Raw genomic sequence first — 13,866 nt, 5'->3', positions numbered from 1 at the left:
TCGCAGGGTTCGGCCCGTGGACAGCGCATACATTTTGCAAACGAGGGATCATTAACGTGGCAGCACCGCAGAACTACTTGGCCGTCATCAAGGTCGTCGGCATCGGCGGCGGCGGCGTCAACGCAATCAACCGGATGATCGAGGTTGGCCTGCGGGGCGTCGAGTTCGTCGCGATCAACACGGACGCTCAGGCGCTCCTCATGTCGGATGCTGACGTCAAGCTCGATGTCGGACGCGAACTCACGCGCGGCCTCGGCGCCGGAGCCAACCCGGAGGTCGGCCGCCAGGCGGCAGAGGACCATGCCGAGGAGATCGAGGAGGTCCTCAAGGGCGCTGACATGGTCTTCGTGACCGCCGGCGAGGGCGGCGGAACCGGCACGGGCGGCGCGCCCGTCGTCGCCCGCATCGCGCGCTCCCTCGGCGCCCTCACCATCGGCGTCGTCACCCGCCCGTTCACGTTCGAGGGCCGCCGCCGCGCCAACTCGGCCGAGGCCGGCATCGACGCGCTCCGGGACGAGGTCGACACGCTCATCGTCATCCCGAACGACCGCCTCCTCTCGATCTCGGACCGCGACGTCTCCCTCATGGACTCCTTCCGCCAGGCGGACCAGGTCCTCCTGTCCGGCGTCCAGGGCATCACGGACCTCATCACCACTCCGGGCCTCATCAACCTCGACTTCGCGGACGTGAAGTCCGTGATGCAGGGCGCGGGCTCGGCCCTCATGGGCATCGGCTCGGCGCAGGGTGAGGACCGCGCCATCAAGGCCGCCGAGCTCGCGATCGCCTCGCCGCTCCTCGAGGCCTCGATCGACGGCGCCCACGGCGTCCTCCTCTCGATCCAGGGCGGCTCGGACCTCGGCCTCTTCGAGATCAACGAGGCCGCTCGCCTCGTCCAGGAGGTCGCGCACCCGGAGGCCAACATCATCTTCGGCGCGGTCATCGACGACGCCCTCGGGGACGAGGCCCGCGTGACCGTCATCGCCGCCGGGTTCGACCAGCTCAACGTGACGAGCCAGCCGGCCCAGCAGCAGAACCAGGGCTACGGCCAGCAGAACCGCTCGCAGGGCGGCCAGGGCGCCCAGGGCGGATTCGGCCAGCAGCGCGCGCCCCAGGGCGGACGCCAGCCTCAGCAGGCCCAGCCCGCCGCGCAGCAGCAGCCGGCCTACGGCCAGAGCGGCCAGCAGGAGCAGCAGCCTGTTCCGGCCCAGCCGCAGCAGCGTCCGCAGTCGGGCGGCGGGCAGCAGGGCGGCCAGGCGCCGCAGCAGGTCCGCGGCACCGTGCCGGTGACGGAGGGCCAGGGGCTCTCCGCCTGGATGCAGCCGTCCTCGCAGCGCAGCTCGGGCTCCGGCTCGTCCGCCCAGTCCGTGCCCTCGCACGGCGTGGGCGGCCAGACCGGGCAGAACCAGCCCGGCGGCCAGCAGGGCAACGGCTACGGTGCTCCGGTTCCGGAGACCGTCGAGTCCGAGCAGGGCGGCCGCCCGGACGACCTGGACGTCCCGGACTTCCTGAAGTAGAGCGCGACGACGCTCTGAGCCGCAGAGGGTGCGGGGCCGCAGGGTCCCGCACCCTCTGCGATTCCCGGGGCGATGTGCTGGGGCCTTGGACGGGGTGGACCGTCTCACAGCGAGCGTCACCGGCAGAGGGCCCCGAGGGCTGAGAACTGAGACAGGAGTGGCGGTGAGGACAGAGGCAGCATCCCCTGAGGCACACGGTGATACTCCGGCTCTCGTGTGGACGGAGACGGCCGGCGCCCGCTGGGCGTTCACGCGCAGAGCGGAGGGCAACCTGGCGCTCCACGTGGGCGACGAGCCCGCAGACGTTCTCACGCGCCGTGTCCGCCTGGCCGAGTCCGCCGGATGCGCGGGATTCCGCTTCATGGACCAGACCCACTCGGACGTCGTCGTCGGCGTGGAGGGGGAGGCTCCGTCGATCAGCCCCGAGACGGGGACGCCCAGGGACCCCGTGTCCGCCGATGCGATGACGTCCTCGAGCACGCCGCTCGGCGTCCTCGTGGCGGACTGTCTGCCCGTCCTGTTCATCGCCGTCGGCCCGCGGGGAGAAGCGGTGCGCGTGGCGGCCGCCCACGCCGGGCGCGCCGGCGTCCTCAACGGCATTCTCGGCAAGACTGTCGAGGCGCTGCGGAGCGCAGAGCCCGAGGCGCAGATCCGGGCGGTCATCGGCCCGGCCGTCTGCGCCGGATGCTACGAGGTCCCGGAGGAGATGGCCGCCGACGCCGAGCACGCGGAGCCGGGCATCCGCGCTCGCACCCGGTGGGGGAGTCCGTCCCTCGACCTGAAGGGAGCGGCACGCAGGCAGCTGGAGCGCCTCGGCGTCGAGGTGACAGACGTGGGCGTCTGCACGGTGGCGTCCTCGGCGCACTCGTCGCACCGCCGGGATCCGGGGTCAGGACGGATCGCGGGGCTCATCGTCCCGCCCGCCGGGCCGTCCGCCGCCGCTGCCCGTGCCTGGCATGCCGACGCCGAGAACCCGACCGAGGAGAGAGCATGACGGAGAGCCACGACCCGACGGAGACCCGGTACGCCCCGGAGCGCCGCGCCGAGCTGGCGGAGCGCCTGGAGGCGGTGCGCGCCAGGATCGACGCCGCCGCGGCGGAGGCCGGTCGGGTCGATTCACCGGACCTGATCGTCGTGACCAAGCGCTTTCCCGCCTCGGACGCCTGTGCCCTCGCCGACCTCGGGGTGCGCCTCATGGGCGAGAACCGGGACCAGGAGGCCGCGCCCAAGGCGAGGGCCGTCGCGGAAGCGCTCCCCGAGGCGATGAGGCCGAGCTGGCACTTCATCGGCCAGCTCCAGTCCAACAAGGCCAAGTCAGCGGTGCGCTATGCGGACGCCGTGCACTCCGTGGACCGGGCCTCGCTCGCCCCTGCGCTGGACAAGGCCATGGCTCGCGCACTGGAAGCCGGTGAGCGGCAGGGGCTTCTGCCCGTCCTGCCGTGCCTCATCCAGGTCTCCCTCGACCCGGACGCGGAGTCCGGCCGAGGCGGCGTCCAGCCGGAGCGCCTCGGCGAGGTGGCCGAGGCCCTCGAGGCCGCGGACCACCTCGAGCTGCGCGGCCTCATGGCGGTGGCCCCGCTCGGCGCGGACCCCGTGGAGGCCTTCGGGAGGCTCTCAGAGATCCGTGGCAGTCTTGTCTCTGAATGTCCCCGGGCCACGTGGCTTTCGGCCGGCATGAGCCAGGACCTCGAGGCCGCCGTGGCTGCGGGGGCGACACACGTCAGGATCGGCTCCGATGTCCTCGGCCCCCGGGCCGCGGTCGGATAGTTTGGAAGACGCGGCGGCTGCTCGGCAGCCGCATGAGGAGTGTGAGGAAACGATGGCCGGAACTTTCAAGAAGACCATGATCTACCTGGGCCTGGCCGACGACGACTCGGCTCTCGAGGACGAGCGCCGCGCAGCCCAGTCCGCTCCCTCGCGCGAGCCCGCCGGGTCCTACGCCGCCCGCGAGGACCGCTACGAGGCGCAGCCGCGCGAGCGTCGGCCGGAGCCGCGAGAGCCCGAGCCGCGTCAGACGCCCGCGCCGGAGCGCCGGCCTGAGGCGCGCACCGAGCCCCGAGAGGCGCCGCGCTCCCAGACCGCTCCCGCTGAGGAGGCACCCCGCCGCCGTCCCGCCTCTGCGTCCGAGCAGCGCCAGGAGGCCACGGTCACCCCCATCAAGCCGACCGTTGAGTACCACGACGAGGAATCCGCAGTGCACCAGATCACGACCATCCACCCGACGTCCTACAACGAGGCCAAGCTCATCGGCGACTCGTTCCGTCAGGGCATCCCCGTCATCATGAACGTGACGGACATCCAGGAGTCCGAGGCCAAGCGCCTCGTGGACTTCTCGGCCGGGCTCGTGTTCGGCCTCGGGGGGCGGATCAGCCGCGTGACCAACAAGGTCTTCCTCCTCACTCCGGAAGAGGTCGACGTCAAGGCCGAGGGCGAGACCAAGCCGCAGTCGGACGACGATCCGCTGCCCACCGCCCACTGACGGTGCTGACCGTTGTCACGGGGATCCTCAACGTCGCCCTGGGGATCTTCAGCTACGCGCTTCTGAGCCGGATCGTCCTCGACTTCATCGTGAGCTTCGCGCCGGGGTGGCGTCCGCGCGGCTTCGTCCTGCTCTTCGCCTCCGCCGTCTACGCCGTCACGGACAAGCCGCTCGCCTGGATCCGCCGGGTCATCCCGCCGGTGAGCCTCGGCGGCATCTCCATCGACGTCGGGTTCGTGATCCTGTACTTCGTGGTGGTCTTCGCCCGCGGCTTCCTTCCGCTTCCCGCGTAGAGGGAGCCCGAGAATTGGCCGGGGTTATCCGTCCGGTCTATATTGAAATGCACGAGCCCTGCGGGGCGGCGAGCGCTCCGCGCTCTCGTGATCCTAGATACGTCGTAAAGAGGTGGTCCGTCATGGCTTTGACGCCAGAGGATGTAGACAACAAGCGGTTCAACACGAGTGATGAAGTCGGCGGCTATGAGCCGAGCGAGGTCGACGACTTCATCGACGAGATCGTCGTCGAGTTCCGCCGTCTGCGCGAGGAGATCAAGCGCCTCGAGGCCGAGCGTGACGAGGCCCGCGAGGCGGCCCAGGCTGCCGAGAAAGCCGCTCCCGCCGCCGGCTCCGGCGCTCAGGGGCAGCAGTCCTCCGCGTCCGGATCCTCCCTCTCCGCCGTCCAGGCGGAGAAGGCCGAGGCGGAGAAGGCCGCCGCCGGACCGAACGAGAACCAGGTCACCGCGGGCAAGTCCGCCGCGGCCGTGCTCGCTCGGGCCCAGCAGCTGCATGACGACCTCGTCTCCGAGGGCGAGTCCACCAAGAAGCGCCTCATCGAGGAGGCCAAGACGAAGGCCGAGTCCCTCGTCTCCGAGGCGGAGAAGACCAAGCGCACCACGCTCGAGGACCTGGACGCGCGGAAGACCGCGCAGGCCAAGGACCTGGAGAACAAGCGAGCCACGGCTCTCGCCGATCTGGACAAGCAGCGCAACACCACGCTCACGAAGCTCAATGACGACAAGTCCGCCCTCGAGGGCAAGATCAGCGAGCTCCGGACGTTCGAGCGGGACTACCGCTCGCGTCTGAAGGCGTACATCGAGGCGCAGCTCAAGGAGCTCTCGAGCACCACCCCGATCGAGAAGTCGCGCTGACCGCAGCGCAGCTCGACGGCTGACCGCCTGGAGCGCCCCGGGACCCGGGTCCCGGGGCGCTTTCGCGTCCACCCGATAGGCTTAGAACCGTGCCAGAGACCTCTCACCGCCCGCAGCCTGCGGCTCCCGCGCGCCCCGCGCCCAGGCGAGCCGTCCTCCTCTGCCTGACTGCTGTTCCGGCCGCCCTCGTCCTCCTCCTCGACCAGCTGACCAAGCACCTCGTGGAGTCGCAGATGACCCTGGGGGAGCGGATCGACGTGATCGGCTCCGCAGTCCAGTGGCACTTCATCAAGAACTCCGGCGTCGCGTTCAGCCTTGGGGAGAACAGCACCCTGCTTGCGACGGCGGTGGCTGCCTGCATCACCGTGCTCGTCCTCGTCATCGCGCTGCGCTCCCGGCAGCGTGTGTGGTCCTTCGCGGCCGGACTCGTGCTCGGCGGGGCGGTGGGCAACCTCGTGGACCGTCTCTTCCGCGAGCCGGGGGTCGGGCGCGGCCACGTGGTGGACTTCATCGGCGTGGGCTCCTTCCCCCGCTTCAACGTGGCGGACTCCGCGGTCTGCACCGGGGTGGCCCTCGCGGTCCTCTTCCTGCTGCGGGGCATCGACCCGTGGCCGCCGAGGAAGGGCGGTGACGCCGCCCGCCGGACCGACGACGAGGCCAGCACGCCCGGCACCGCAGAGAGGACGGAGGACGCGTGAGCGCGCAGACCCCCGAAGGCAGCTCCGAACAGGCTACCGAGCAGCGTCCCGAGCCCGGCGTCCACACCCTGACCTGCACCACCGCCGGACGGCTCGACGCCGTCCTGGCCCACGCCCTCGGCTCCTCACGGGCCCAGGCCGCGCGGTGGATCTCCGAGGCGCGCGTGAGCGTGGACGGGCAGACCGTGGCCCGCGCCTCGGCCAAGGTGGCGGAGGGGCAGTCGCTCGCCGTGGACGTCCCCGTGGACGAGAGCCGGACGGTCCGGCGGGAGAAGGTCGAGGGGCTCGGCGTCCTGTACGACGACGAGGACATCGTCGTCGTCGACAAGCCCGTGGGCGTGGCCGCGCACCCCAGCCCGGGGTGGCACGGGGCCACCGTCGTCGGCGCTCTGGCGGGGGAGGGGTACGAGATCTCCACGTCCGGCGCAGCAGAGCGCGCGGGGATCGTGCACCGGCTCGATGTCGGGACCTCGGGAGCCATGGTCGTGGCCAAGACCGAGCGGGCCTACACCGCGCTCAAGGCGGCCTTCAAGGAGCGGACGGTGGAGAAGGTCTACCACGCCGTCGTCCAGGGACTGCCGGACCCGCTCAAGGGCACCGTTGATGCGCCGATCGGACGCCATCCGGGGCACGAGTGGAAGTTCGCCGTCCTCGAGGGAGGGCGGAACTCGGTGACCCACTACGAGGTGGTCGAGGCCTTCGGCCCGGCGAGCCTGCTCGAGATCCACCTGGAGACCGGCCGCACGCACCAGATCCGCGTCCACTTCTCCGCCCTGCGGCACCCCTGCGCGGGCGACCTCATGTACGGGGCGGACCCGGCGCTCGCCGCCGAGCTCGGGCTGACGCGGCAGTGGCTGCACGCCCGCCGTCTCTCCTTCGCCCACCCGGTGAGCGGCGAGCAGGTCAGCGTGACGAGCCCCTACCCGCAGGACCTCGAGTACGCGCTCCGGCACCTGCGCGGCGAGGTCTCCCACTAGCCGAGCGCGCGAGGGCCGCACCCGGAAGTAGTCAGAGAGCCGTCCAGGAGCGCGGACCGGCCCCTTAGAGGACCTCCCAGTCCTCCACGTCTCCGGGGACCTCCGTCATCATCGGATGCGGCGCGGGCGCGGCGTCCCGGAGCTGCGTCCGGAGCCACTCGGGATCCCGCTGCCTGACCTTGCGCAGCAGGTGCTCCCACTCGTGATCGAGCTGGCCGCGGGTCACGGTGATCTGCAGGCCGGGGTCGAGGGAACGGGAGATCTTGGACGAGTCGAACGAGTAGCCCCGGCGCTCCGCCTCGGCCGCGAGCCCCCAGAGGAAGGCGGCGATGGCCGCCGCCGGATCGGGGGCCGCGCGGAAGCGCACGAGCTGCGGATGGCTGCGGTACCCGCGGGTCTCGCCCGCGAGCACCTTCTGGGCCAGAAGCGCCTCTCTCCACCCGGCGACGAGGGCTCGGCGGTCCAGCAAGCGAGGGTCAAGGCTCCAGAGGCGCATGCGAGCATCAAGCCACATTCGGCGTCGGGGCGCAAAGCGGAGGCGGACGGCCAGGAGGACTAGACTGGTCGGGTGGCTCGCGAGACTGATTCCTTTGTCCATCTTCACAACCACACCGAGTACTCGATGCTGGACGGCGCCGCCCGGCTCGACGACCTCTTCGCGCACGCGCAGACGCTCGGCATGGACTCGCTGGCCACCACGGACCACGGCTTCATCTTCGGCGCCTTCGACTTCTGGAGCAAGGCCAAGAAGCACGGGGTCAAGCCCATCATCGGCGTCGAGGCCTACCTGACGCCGGGCACCGCCCGCCAGGACAAGACCCGCGTCAAGTGGGGAGACGGCGGCCGCGACGACGTCTCCGGCGCCGGCTCCTACACGCACATGACCATGTGGGCGGAGGACACGCCCGGCATGCACAACCTCTTCCGGATGTCCTCCCTCGCCTCGCTCGAGGGCTTCCTCTACAAGCCCCGCATGGACCGCGAGCTGCTGGAGACCTACGGCAAGGGGGTCATCGCGACGACGGGCTGCCCGTCCGGCGAGGTCCAGACGAAGCTCCGGCTCGGCATGTACAACGAGGCCAAGCAGGCCGCCTCGGACTTCCGGGACATCTTCGGCAAGGACAACTTCTTCTGCGAGGTCATGGACCACGGGCTCGACATCGAGCGGAACGTGCAGAAGGACCTCATCCGGCTCGCGAAGGAGCTGGACCTGCCGTTCGTGGCCACGAACGACCTCCACTACACGCATGAGCACGACGCGGACGCGCACGCGGCCCTCCTCTGCGTCCAGTCCGGCTCCACGCTGCAGGACCCCAAGCGCTTCAAGTTCGACGCGAACGAGTTCTACCTCAAGTCCCCGGCGGAGATGCGCAGCATCTGGAACGAGATCCCGGAGGCCTGCGACAACACGCTGCTCATCGCCGAGCGATGCAACGTGGAGTTCAACACCAAGGCGAGCTACATGCCGAACTTCCCGGTGCCCGAGGGGGAGTCGGAGGAGTCCTGGTTCGTCAAGGAGGTCGAGGCGGGCCTGCTCTACCGCTTCCCGGGCGGCGTCCCGGACGAGGTCCGCAAGCAGGCGGAGTACGAGATCGGGATCATCACCCAGATGGGCTTCCCCGGCTACTTCCTCGTCGTCGCGGACTTCATCAACTGGGCCAAGGACAACGGCATCCGCGTCGGCCCGGGCCGCGGCTCGGGCGCGGGCTCGATGGTGGCGTACGCCATGCGCATCACGGACCTCAACCCGCTCAACCACGGCCTCATCTTCGAGCGCTTCCTCAACCCGGACCGCGTCTCGATGCCCGACTTCGACGTCGACTTCGACGACCGCCGCCGCGGCGAAGTGATCAAGTACGTGACGGAGAAGTACGGCGACGAGCGTGTGGCCATGATCGTCACGTACGGCACCATCAAGGGCAAGCAGGCCCTCAAGGACGCCTCGCGCGTCATGGGCTACCCGTTCTCGATGGGCGAGCGGCTGACCAAGGCCATGCCGCCGGACGTCATGGGCAAGGGCATCGCCCTCGCGGACGTCTACAACGAGGAGGCCAAGCGCTACTCCGAGGCGGACGAGCTGCGGCAGCTCCTCGCGACGGACTCCGAGGCGAAGGGCGTGTTCGACACGGCGCTCGGCCTCGAGGGGCTCAAGCGCCAGTGGGGCGTCCACGCGGCCGGCGTCATCATGTCCTCGCACCCGCTCATCGACATCATCCCGATCATGCGCCGCGAGCAGGACGGCCAGGTCATCACGCAGTTCGACTATCCGACCTGCGAGGGCCTCGGCCTCATCAAGATGGACTTCCTCGGGCTGCGCAACCTGACGATCATCTCGGACGCGCTCGAGAACATCGAGCTGAACCGGAACGAGAAGCTGGACCTCGAGACCCTCGAGATCGACGACAAGCCCTCCTACGAGCTGCTCCAGCGCGGCGACACGCTCGGCGTCTTCCAGCTCGACGGCGGCCCGATGCGCTCCCTCCTCAAGCTCATGCGCCCGGACAACTTCGAGGACATCTCCGCCGTTCTCGCCCTCTACCGCCCGGGCCCGATGGGCGCCAACTCCCACACGAACTACGCGCTGCGCAAGAACGGGCAGCAGGACGTCGTCGCCATCCACCCGGAGCTGGAGGAGCCGCTCGCGGACATCCTGGACACGACGTACGGCCTCATCGTGTACCAGGAGCAGGTCATGGCCATCGCGCAGAAGGTGGCGGGCTACTCGCTCGGCGAGGCGGACATCCTCCGCCGCGCGATGGGCAAGAAGAAGAAGGAGGAGCTGGACCGCCAGTACGCCACGTTCCACCAGGGCATGCTGGACAACGGATACTCGGAGGCCGCGGTCAAGGCGCTCTGGGACATCCTGCTCCCGTTCTCGGACTACGCGTTCAACAAGGCCCACACGGCCGCCTACGGCCTCGTCTCCTACTGGACGGCGTACCTCAAGGCGAACTACGCGGCCGAGTACATGGCGGCACTCCTCACCTCGGTGGGCGACGACCGGGACAAGCTCGCGCTCTACCTCAACGAGTGCCGCCGGATGGGCATCACCGTGCTGCCGCCGGACGTCAACGAGTCCGCGCTCAACTTCACCCCGGTCGGCACGGACATCCGCTTCGGCATGGGGGCCATCCGCAACGTCGGCGCGAACGTGGTCAAGGCCATGGTGGAGACGCGCCAGGAGAAGGGCCTCTACGAGTCCTTCGCGGACTTCCTCAACAAGGTTCCGGCCGTGGTCTGCAACAAGCGGACCATCGACTCCCTCATCCGCGCGGGCGCGTTCGACTCGCTCGGCAACACGCGGCGCTCGCTCTCGGCGGTGCACGAGGAGGCGGTCGACGCCGTCGTGGTCCGCAAGCGCAACGAGGCGAACAACCAGTTCGACCTCTTCAGCGCGTTCGACGGCGGGGCGGAGGCCCCCGGCGGGCTCGACGTCGACGTCCCCGAGATCCCCGAGTGGGAGAAGAAGGAGAAGCTGACCTTCGAGCGCCAGATGCTGGGGCTCTACGTCTCGGACCACCCGCTCAAGGGGCTCGACGACGTCCTCGGGCAGCTCGCCGACGGCTCGATCCCGCACCTCGTCTCGGAGGACGGCCCGCGCGACGGCGCCATCATCACCATCGCCGGCATGATCACCACGGTGGAACGGCGCATCGCGAAGTCGAGCGGCAACCAGTACGCGAGGATCGTGGTCGAGGACCTGCTCGGCTCGATGGACGTCATGTTCTTCGGCCAGGCCTACGGTCCCATCGCGGACGTGCTCGCGGAGGACCTCATCGTCTCCGTCAAGGGCCGGCTCCAGCGCCGGGACGACGGCTCCGTCTCGATGAGCGCCATGGAGCTCACCGTCCCGGAGGTCTCGGACGCGGGCGTCACGGGCCCGGTCACCATCTCCCTGCCCGTGCACAAGGCGTCGGAGCGCACCGTCACCCAGCTGCGGGACATCCTGCGGATGCACCGCGGCACCACGGAGGTGAAGGTGCGGCTCGTGGAGCCGAGGGCGACGGCGCTCTACCGGCTCGGCGTGGACCTGCGCGTCACGCCCTCGTCCGCGCTCTACGGGGACCTCAAGGTGCTCCTCGGCCCGCACTGCATGGACTGAGGCGCTGGCCTAAAATGAGTCCCATGCCCGCCACACCCGCTTCCGAGCCGATCATCCGGACCCTCGACCTGCGGGAGGGGAGTCTCCACGGCGCCGCGCTGCGGTCCGCCATGCCGCGCACGGGCGGTGACGGTCCGGACGTCCGGGCCACCGTGGCCCGTCTGGTCGAGGACGTCCGCACGCGCGGCCGGGCGGCGCTGGACGAGCTCGCCGAGCGGTTCGACGGCGGGGCTCCCGCCTCCCTCCGCGTGCCGGAGGAGGTGCGCCGCGAGGCCCTCGCCTCCCTGGACCCCGAGGTCCGGGAAGCGCTCGAGGAGTCGATCCGCCGCGCCCGCGCCTTCGCGGCTGTCCAGGTGCCGGAGGAGAAGAGCGTCGAGTTCGAGGGCGGAGCGCGGGTCACCGCCCGGTACACCCCGGTGGACCGCGTGGGCCTCTACGTCCCGGGCGGACTGGCCGTGTACCCCTCCTCCGTGGTCATGAACGCCGTCCCCGCCCAGGCGGCGGGGGTGGAGTCGCTCGTCCTCGCGAGCCCGCCGCAGAAGGAGTTCGGCAGCTGGCCGCACCCCACGGTCCTCGCCGCCGCCGAGCTGCTCGGCGTGGACGAGGTCATCGCGGTCGGAGGAGCGCAGGCCGTGGCGGCGCTCGCCTACGGCGTCCCGGGGGAGGGCGGGGAGCCGGCCCTCGAGCCGGTGGACGTCGTCACCGGCCCCGGCAACGCGTTCGTGGCGGCGGCCAAGTCCCTCGTCCGCACGGACGTGGGGATCGACGCCGAGGCCGGCCCCACGGAGATCGCCGTCGTGGCGGACGAGTCCGCGGACGCGGAGCTGGTCGCGGCCGACCTCGTCTCCCAGGCGGAGCACGACTCCCTGGCGGGATCCGTGCTCATCACCGACTCGGAGGACCTCGCGGACCGCGTCCGCGCAGCCCTCGCGCGTCAGACGGAGCGGACCAAGCACCGGGAGCGCGTCCTCGCGGCGCTCGGCGGGGAGCAGTCGGCGATCGTGCTCGTGCGGGACCTGAACCAGGCGCTCGAGACGGCGGACGCCTACGCCGCCGAGCACCTGGAGATCCACACGGTCCGCCCTCATGAGGCGGCCGCCCGCGTGCGCCACGCCGGTGCCGTGTTCGTGGGTCCGCACTCGCCCGTGAGCCTTGGCGACTACACCGCGGGCTCCAACCACGTCCTCCCGACGTCCGGCACCGCCCGCCGGGCGTCCGGCCTCAACGTCCTCAGCTTCATGAAGCTCGTCCAGGTGGTCGAGTACCCGGCCGAGGCCCTCGAGGCGGTCGCGGGCCGCATCCGCGTGCTCTCCGACGCCGAGGACCTCCCCGCCCACGGCGACGCGGTGGACGCGCGGTTCGCCGGAGACCGGAGGTAGCCGTGTACTGCCCGTACTGCCGCAACGAGGACTCCCGCGTGGTGGACTCCCGCCTCGTGGAGGACGGCACCGCCATCCGGCGCCGTCGCCTCTGCCCCAGCTGCAACCGCCGCTTCACCACGGTGGAGACCACGAGCCTCAACGTGGTCAAGCGCTCCGGCGTGGCCGAGCCCTTCTCCCGCTCCAAGGTGATCTCCGGCGTGGGGAAGGCCTGCCAGGGGCGCCCGGTGACGGAGGACGACCTCAACAAGATCGCCCAGGAGGTGGAGGAGGCCATCCGCGCCAAGGGCGTGGCGGAGATCGACGCGAACGAGGTGGGCCTCGCGATCCTCGCGCCGCTGCGCCGCCTGGACCAGGTGGCCTACCTGCGCTTCGCGAGCGTCTACCAGGGGTTCGACTCGCTCGAGGACTTCGAGTCCGCCATCGAGGACCTGCGCTCCCGCCCCGCCGGCAGAGACGTGCCGCCGGAGGGGGACCAGCGCCCGCTCACGGCCCGCTGACCCGCCCGCGGGCGCGCGGTGAGGAGCCGTTGCACGTCCCCGGCCCACAGCCCGCGTTCAATCCGAGGTTCAGACTCGGTCTTGACGGGGGTCCCGGAGTGGGGCACTGTAAAGACATGCCCGGTGACGCACGGGGAGGGGAAGCCCTGTGCGGCACCGGGCCTTTCCGTGTCCGGGGCCTGTGCCTGTCCGGGCTCAGTGCTTGCGCTTGTGCCCGTGCTTCGGCTCGACGGGGTCCACCGTGTCCGAGACGCGGTTGGCCTGGAGGGCCGAGCCCACGATGCCCGCGTTGTTCTTGAGCTTCGCGGGGACGATCGGCGTGCGCAGCCTCAGGTACGGGAGGAACTCGTCCGCCCGCTTGGAGATGCCGCCGCCCACGATGAAGAGCTCGGGGGAGAAGAGGAACTCCACGTGCTCGAAGTAGCGCTGCAGCCGGGTCTCGGCGTACTCCTTGAACGGCATGTCCAGCTTCTCGCGGGCCACGGCGGAGGCCTGGGTCTCGGCGTCGTGCCCGTCGATCTCGAGGTGGCCGAGCTCGGCGTTCGGGACGAGGATGCCGTCGTGGATGAAGGCGGAGCCGATGCCCGTGCCGAGGGTGATGACGAGGACGGTGCCGTCCTGGCCCACGCCGGCACCGTAGGCGGCCTCGGCCACGCCGGCCGCGTCCGCGTCGTTGAACACCTTGACCTCGCGCCCCAGCTTCTCGGTGAAGACCGCGTCCACGTCCGTGCCGATCCAGGACTTGTCGATGTTCGCGGCGGAGAGGGCCACGCCGTTCTTGATGATGGCGGGGAAGTCCACGCCGACCGGCGTCGTCGGGTCGAGGTCCTCGCCGCGGGACTCGAGCTCGGAGACGATCTGGGCGAGGACGTCGGCGACGGCCTCGGGGGTGGCGGGCTTCGGCGTGGGGATGCGGAAGCGCTCGCCGACGAGCTTGCCCTTCTTGAGGTCGACGATGCCGCCCTTCATGCCGGTGCCGCCGATGTCGATGCCGATGGCGAGGCGGGGCTGCTTGCGGTGGGATTCCTTGCTCATGTCAGAGGGATCGCTTTCGTCGGTGAACGTGGCCT

General features: G+C 70.6%; 13 protein-coding genes. 11 read left to right on the top strand and 2 right to left on the bottom strand.

The window, feature by feature from the left end:
- The first annotated feature begins 56 nt into the window (after positions 1 to 56).
- The 8 genes from ftsZ to H9I38_RS02730 all read left to right on the top strand — a co-directional run bounded on the left by ftsZ (position 57) and on the right by H9I38_RS02730 (position 6,815).
- A complete protein-coding gene (ftsZ, locus tag H9I38_RS02765) occupies positions 57 to 1,514 on the top strand; it encodes a cell division protein FtsZ (protein WP_226337092.1) in 1,458 nt (485 codons plus the stop codon).
- Positions 1,515 to 1,728: 214 nt separating this feature from the next.
- Positions 1,729 to 2,508, top strand: coding sequence for a polyphenol oxidase family protein (locus tag H9I38_RS02760; protein WP_226337090.1), 780 nt, complete (start codon positions 1,729 to 1,731; stop codon positions 2,506 to 2,508).
- The gene (locus H9I38_RS02755; RefSeq protein ID WP_226337088.1) at positions 2,505 to 3,281 is read left to right on the top strand and encodes a YggS family pyridoxal phosphate-dependent enzyme; all 777 of its coding nucleotides are present in this window, start codon (positions 2,505 to 2,507) and stop codon (positions 3,279 to 3,281) included. Before H9I38_RS02760 ends, H9I38_RS02755 begins: the two co-directional genes overlap by 4 nt.
- A 52-nt stretch (positions 3,282 to 3,333) precedes the next feature.
- Positions 3,334 to 3,993: a cell division protein SepF gene (locus tag H9I38_RS02750; protein WP_226337086.1), complete on the top strand. Its 660-nt coding sequence runs from the start codon at positions 3,334 to 3,336 to the stop codon at positions 3,991 to 3,993.
- 2 nt (positions 3,994 to 3,995) lie between these two features.
- On the top strand, positions 3,996 to 4,286 hold the full coding sequence (locus H9I38_RS02745; RefSeq protein ID WP_319002164.1) for a YggT family protein: 291 nt from the start codon (positions 3,996 to 3,998) through the stop codon (positions 4,284 to 4,286).
- A 122-nt stretch (positions 4,287 to 4,408) separates the two neighbouring features.
- Complete coding sequence (locus H9I38_RS02740) at positions 4,409 to 5,140, top strand: DivIVA domain-containing protein (protein ID WP_226337085.1); 732 nt, start codon at positions 4,409 to 4,411, stop codon at positions 5,138 to 5,140.
- Positions 5,141 to 5,229: 89 nt separating this feature from the next.
- Entirely contained in the window at positions 5,230 to 5,838 is a 609-nt protein-coding gene (lspA, locus tag H9I38_RS02735) for a signal peptidase II (RefSeq protein ID WP_226337084.1), read from the top strand.
- Positions 5,839 to 5,906: 68 nt separating this feature from the next.
- The gene (locus H9I38_RS02730) at positions 5,907 to 6,815 is read left to right on the top strand and encodes an RluA family pseudouridine synthase (protein WP_226337343.1); all 909 of its coding nucleotides are present in this window, start codon (positions 5,907 to 5,909) and stop codon (positions 6,813 to 6,815) included.
- A 64-nt stretch (positions 6,816 to 6,879) separates the two neighbouring features.
- Here H9I38_RS02730 and H9I38_RS02725 read toward each other — a convergent pair whose 3' ends face one another.
- The gene (locus H9I38_RS02725; RefSeq protein ID WP_226337083.1) at positions 6,880 to 7,311 is read right to left on the bottom strand and encodes a pyrimidine dimer DNA glycosylase/endonuclease V; all 432 of its coding nucleotides are present in this window, start codon (positions 7,309 to 7,311) and stop codon (positions 6,880 to 6,882) included.
- A gap of 126 nt (positions 7,312 to 7,437) precedes the next feature.
- On the opposite strand from H9I38_RS02725, the gene dnaE reads away from it, so the two are divergent.
- The 3 genes from dnaE to nrdR are packed head-to-tail and all read left to right on the top strand — an operon-like array spanning position 7,438 to position 12,796.
- The gene (gene dnaE / locus H9I38_RS02720; RefSeq protein ID WP_413463509.1) at positions 7,438 to 10,917 is read left to right on the top strand and encodes a DNA polymerase III subunit alpha; all 3,480 of its coding nucleotides are present in this window, start codon (positions 7,438 to 7,440) and stop codon (positions 10,915 to 10,917) included.
- 23 nt (positions 10,918 to 10,940) lie between these two features.
- On the top strand, positions 10,941 to 12,296 hold the full coding sequence (gene hisD, locus H9I38_RS02715; protein ID WP_226337081.1) for a histidinol dehydrogenase: 1,356 nt from the start codon (positions 10,941 to 10,943) through the stop codon (positions 12,294 to 12,296).
- Positions 12,297 to 12,298: 2 nt separating this feature from the next.
- Positions 12,299 to 12,796 carry a transcriptional regulator NrdR gene (gene nrdR / locus H9I38_RS02710; protein WP_226337080.1) on the top strand — a complete coding sequence of 166 codons (498 nt, stop codon included), beginning with the start codon at positions 12,299 to 12,301 and terminating at the stop codon, positions 12,794 to 12,796.
- 195 nt (positions 12,797 to 12,991) lie between these two features.
- On the opposite strand, the gene ppgK is transcribed toward nrdR, so the two are convergent.
- Complete coding sequence (ppgK, locus tag H9I38_RS02705) at positions 12,992 to 13,831, bottom strand: polyphosphate--glucose phosphotransferase (RefSeq protein WP_226337079.1); 840 nt, start codon at positions 13,829 to 13,831, stop codon at positions 12,992 to 12,994.
- Positions 13,832 to 13,866: the final 35 nt, after the last annotated feature.

The organism is Arthrobacter sp. UM1 (assembly GCF_020483305.1).
Taxonomy (GTDB): Bacteria; Actinomycetota; Actinomycetes; order Actinomycetales; family Micrococcaceae; genus Falsarthrobacter.
The sequence above is the reverse complement of the archived record's forward strand: the minus strand, read 5'-3'. Positions and strand labels throughout refer to the sequence as shown.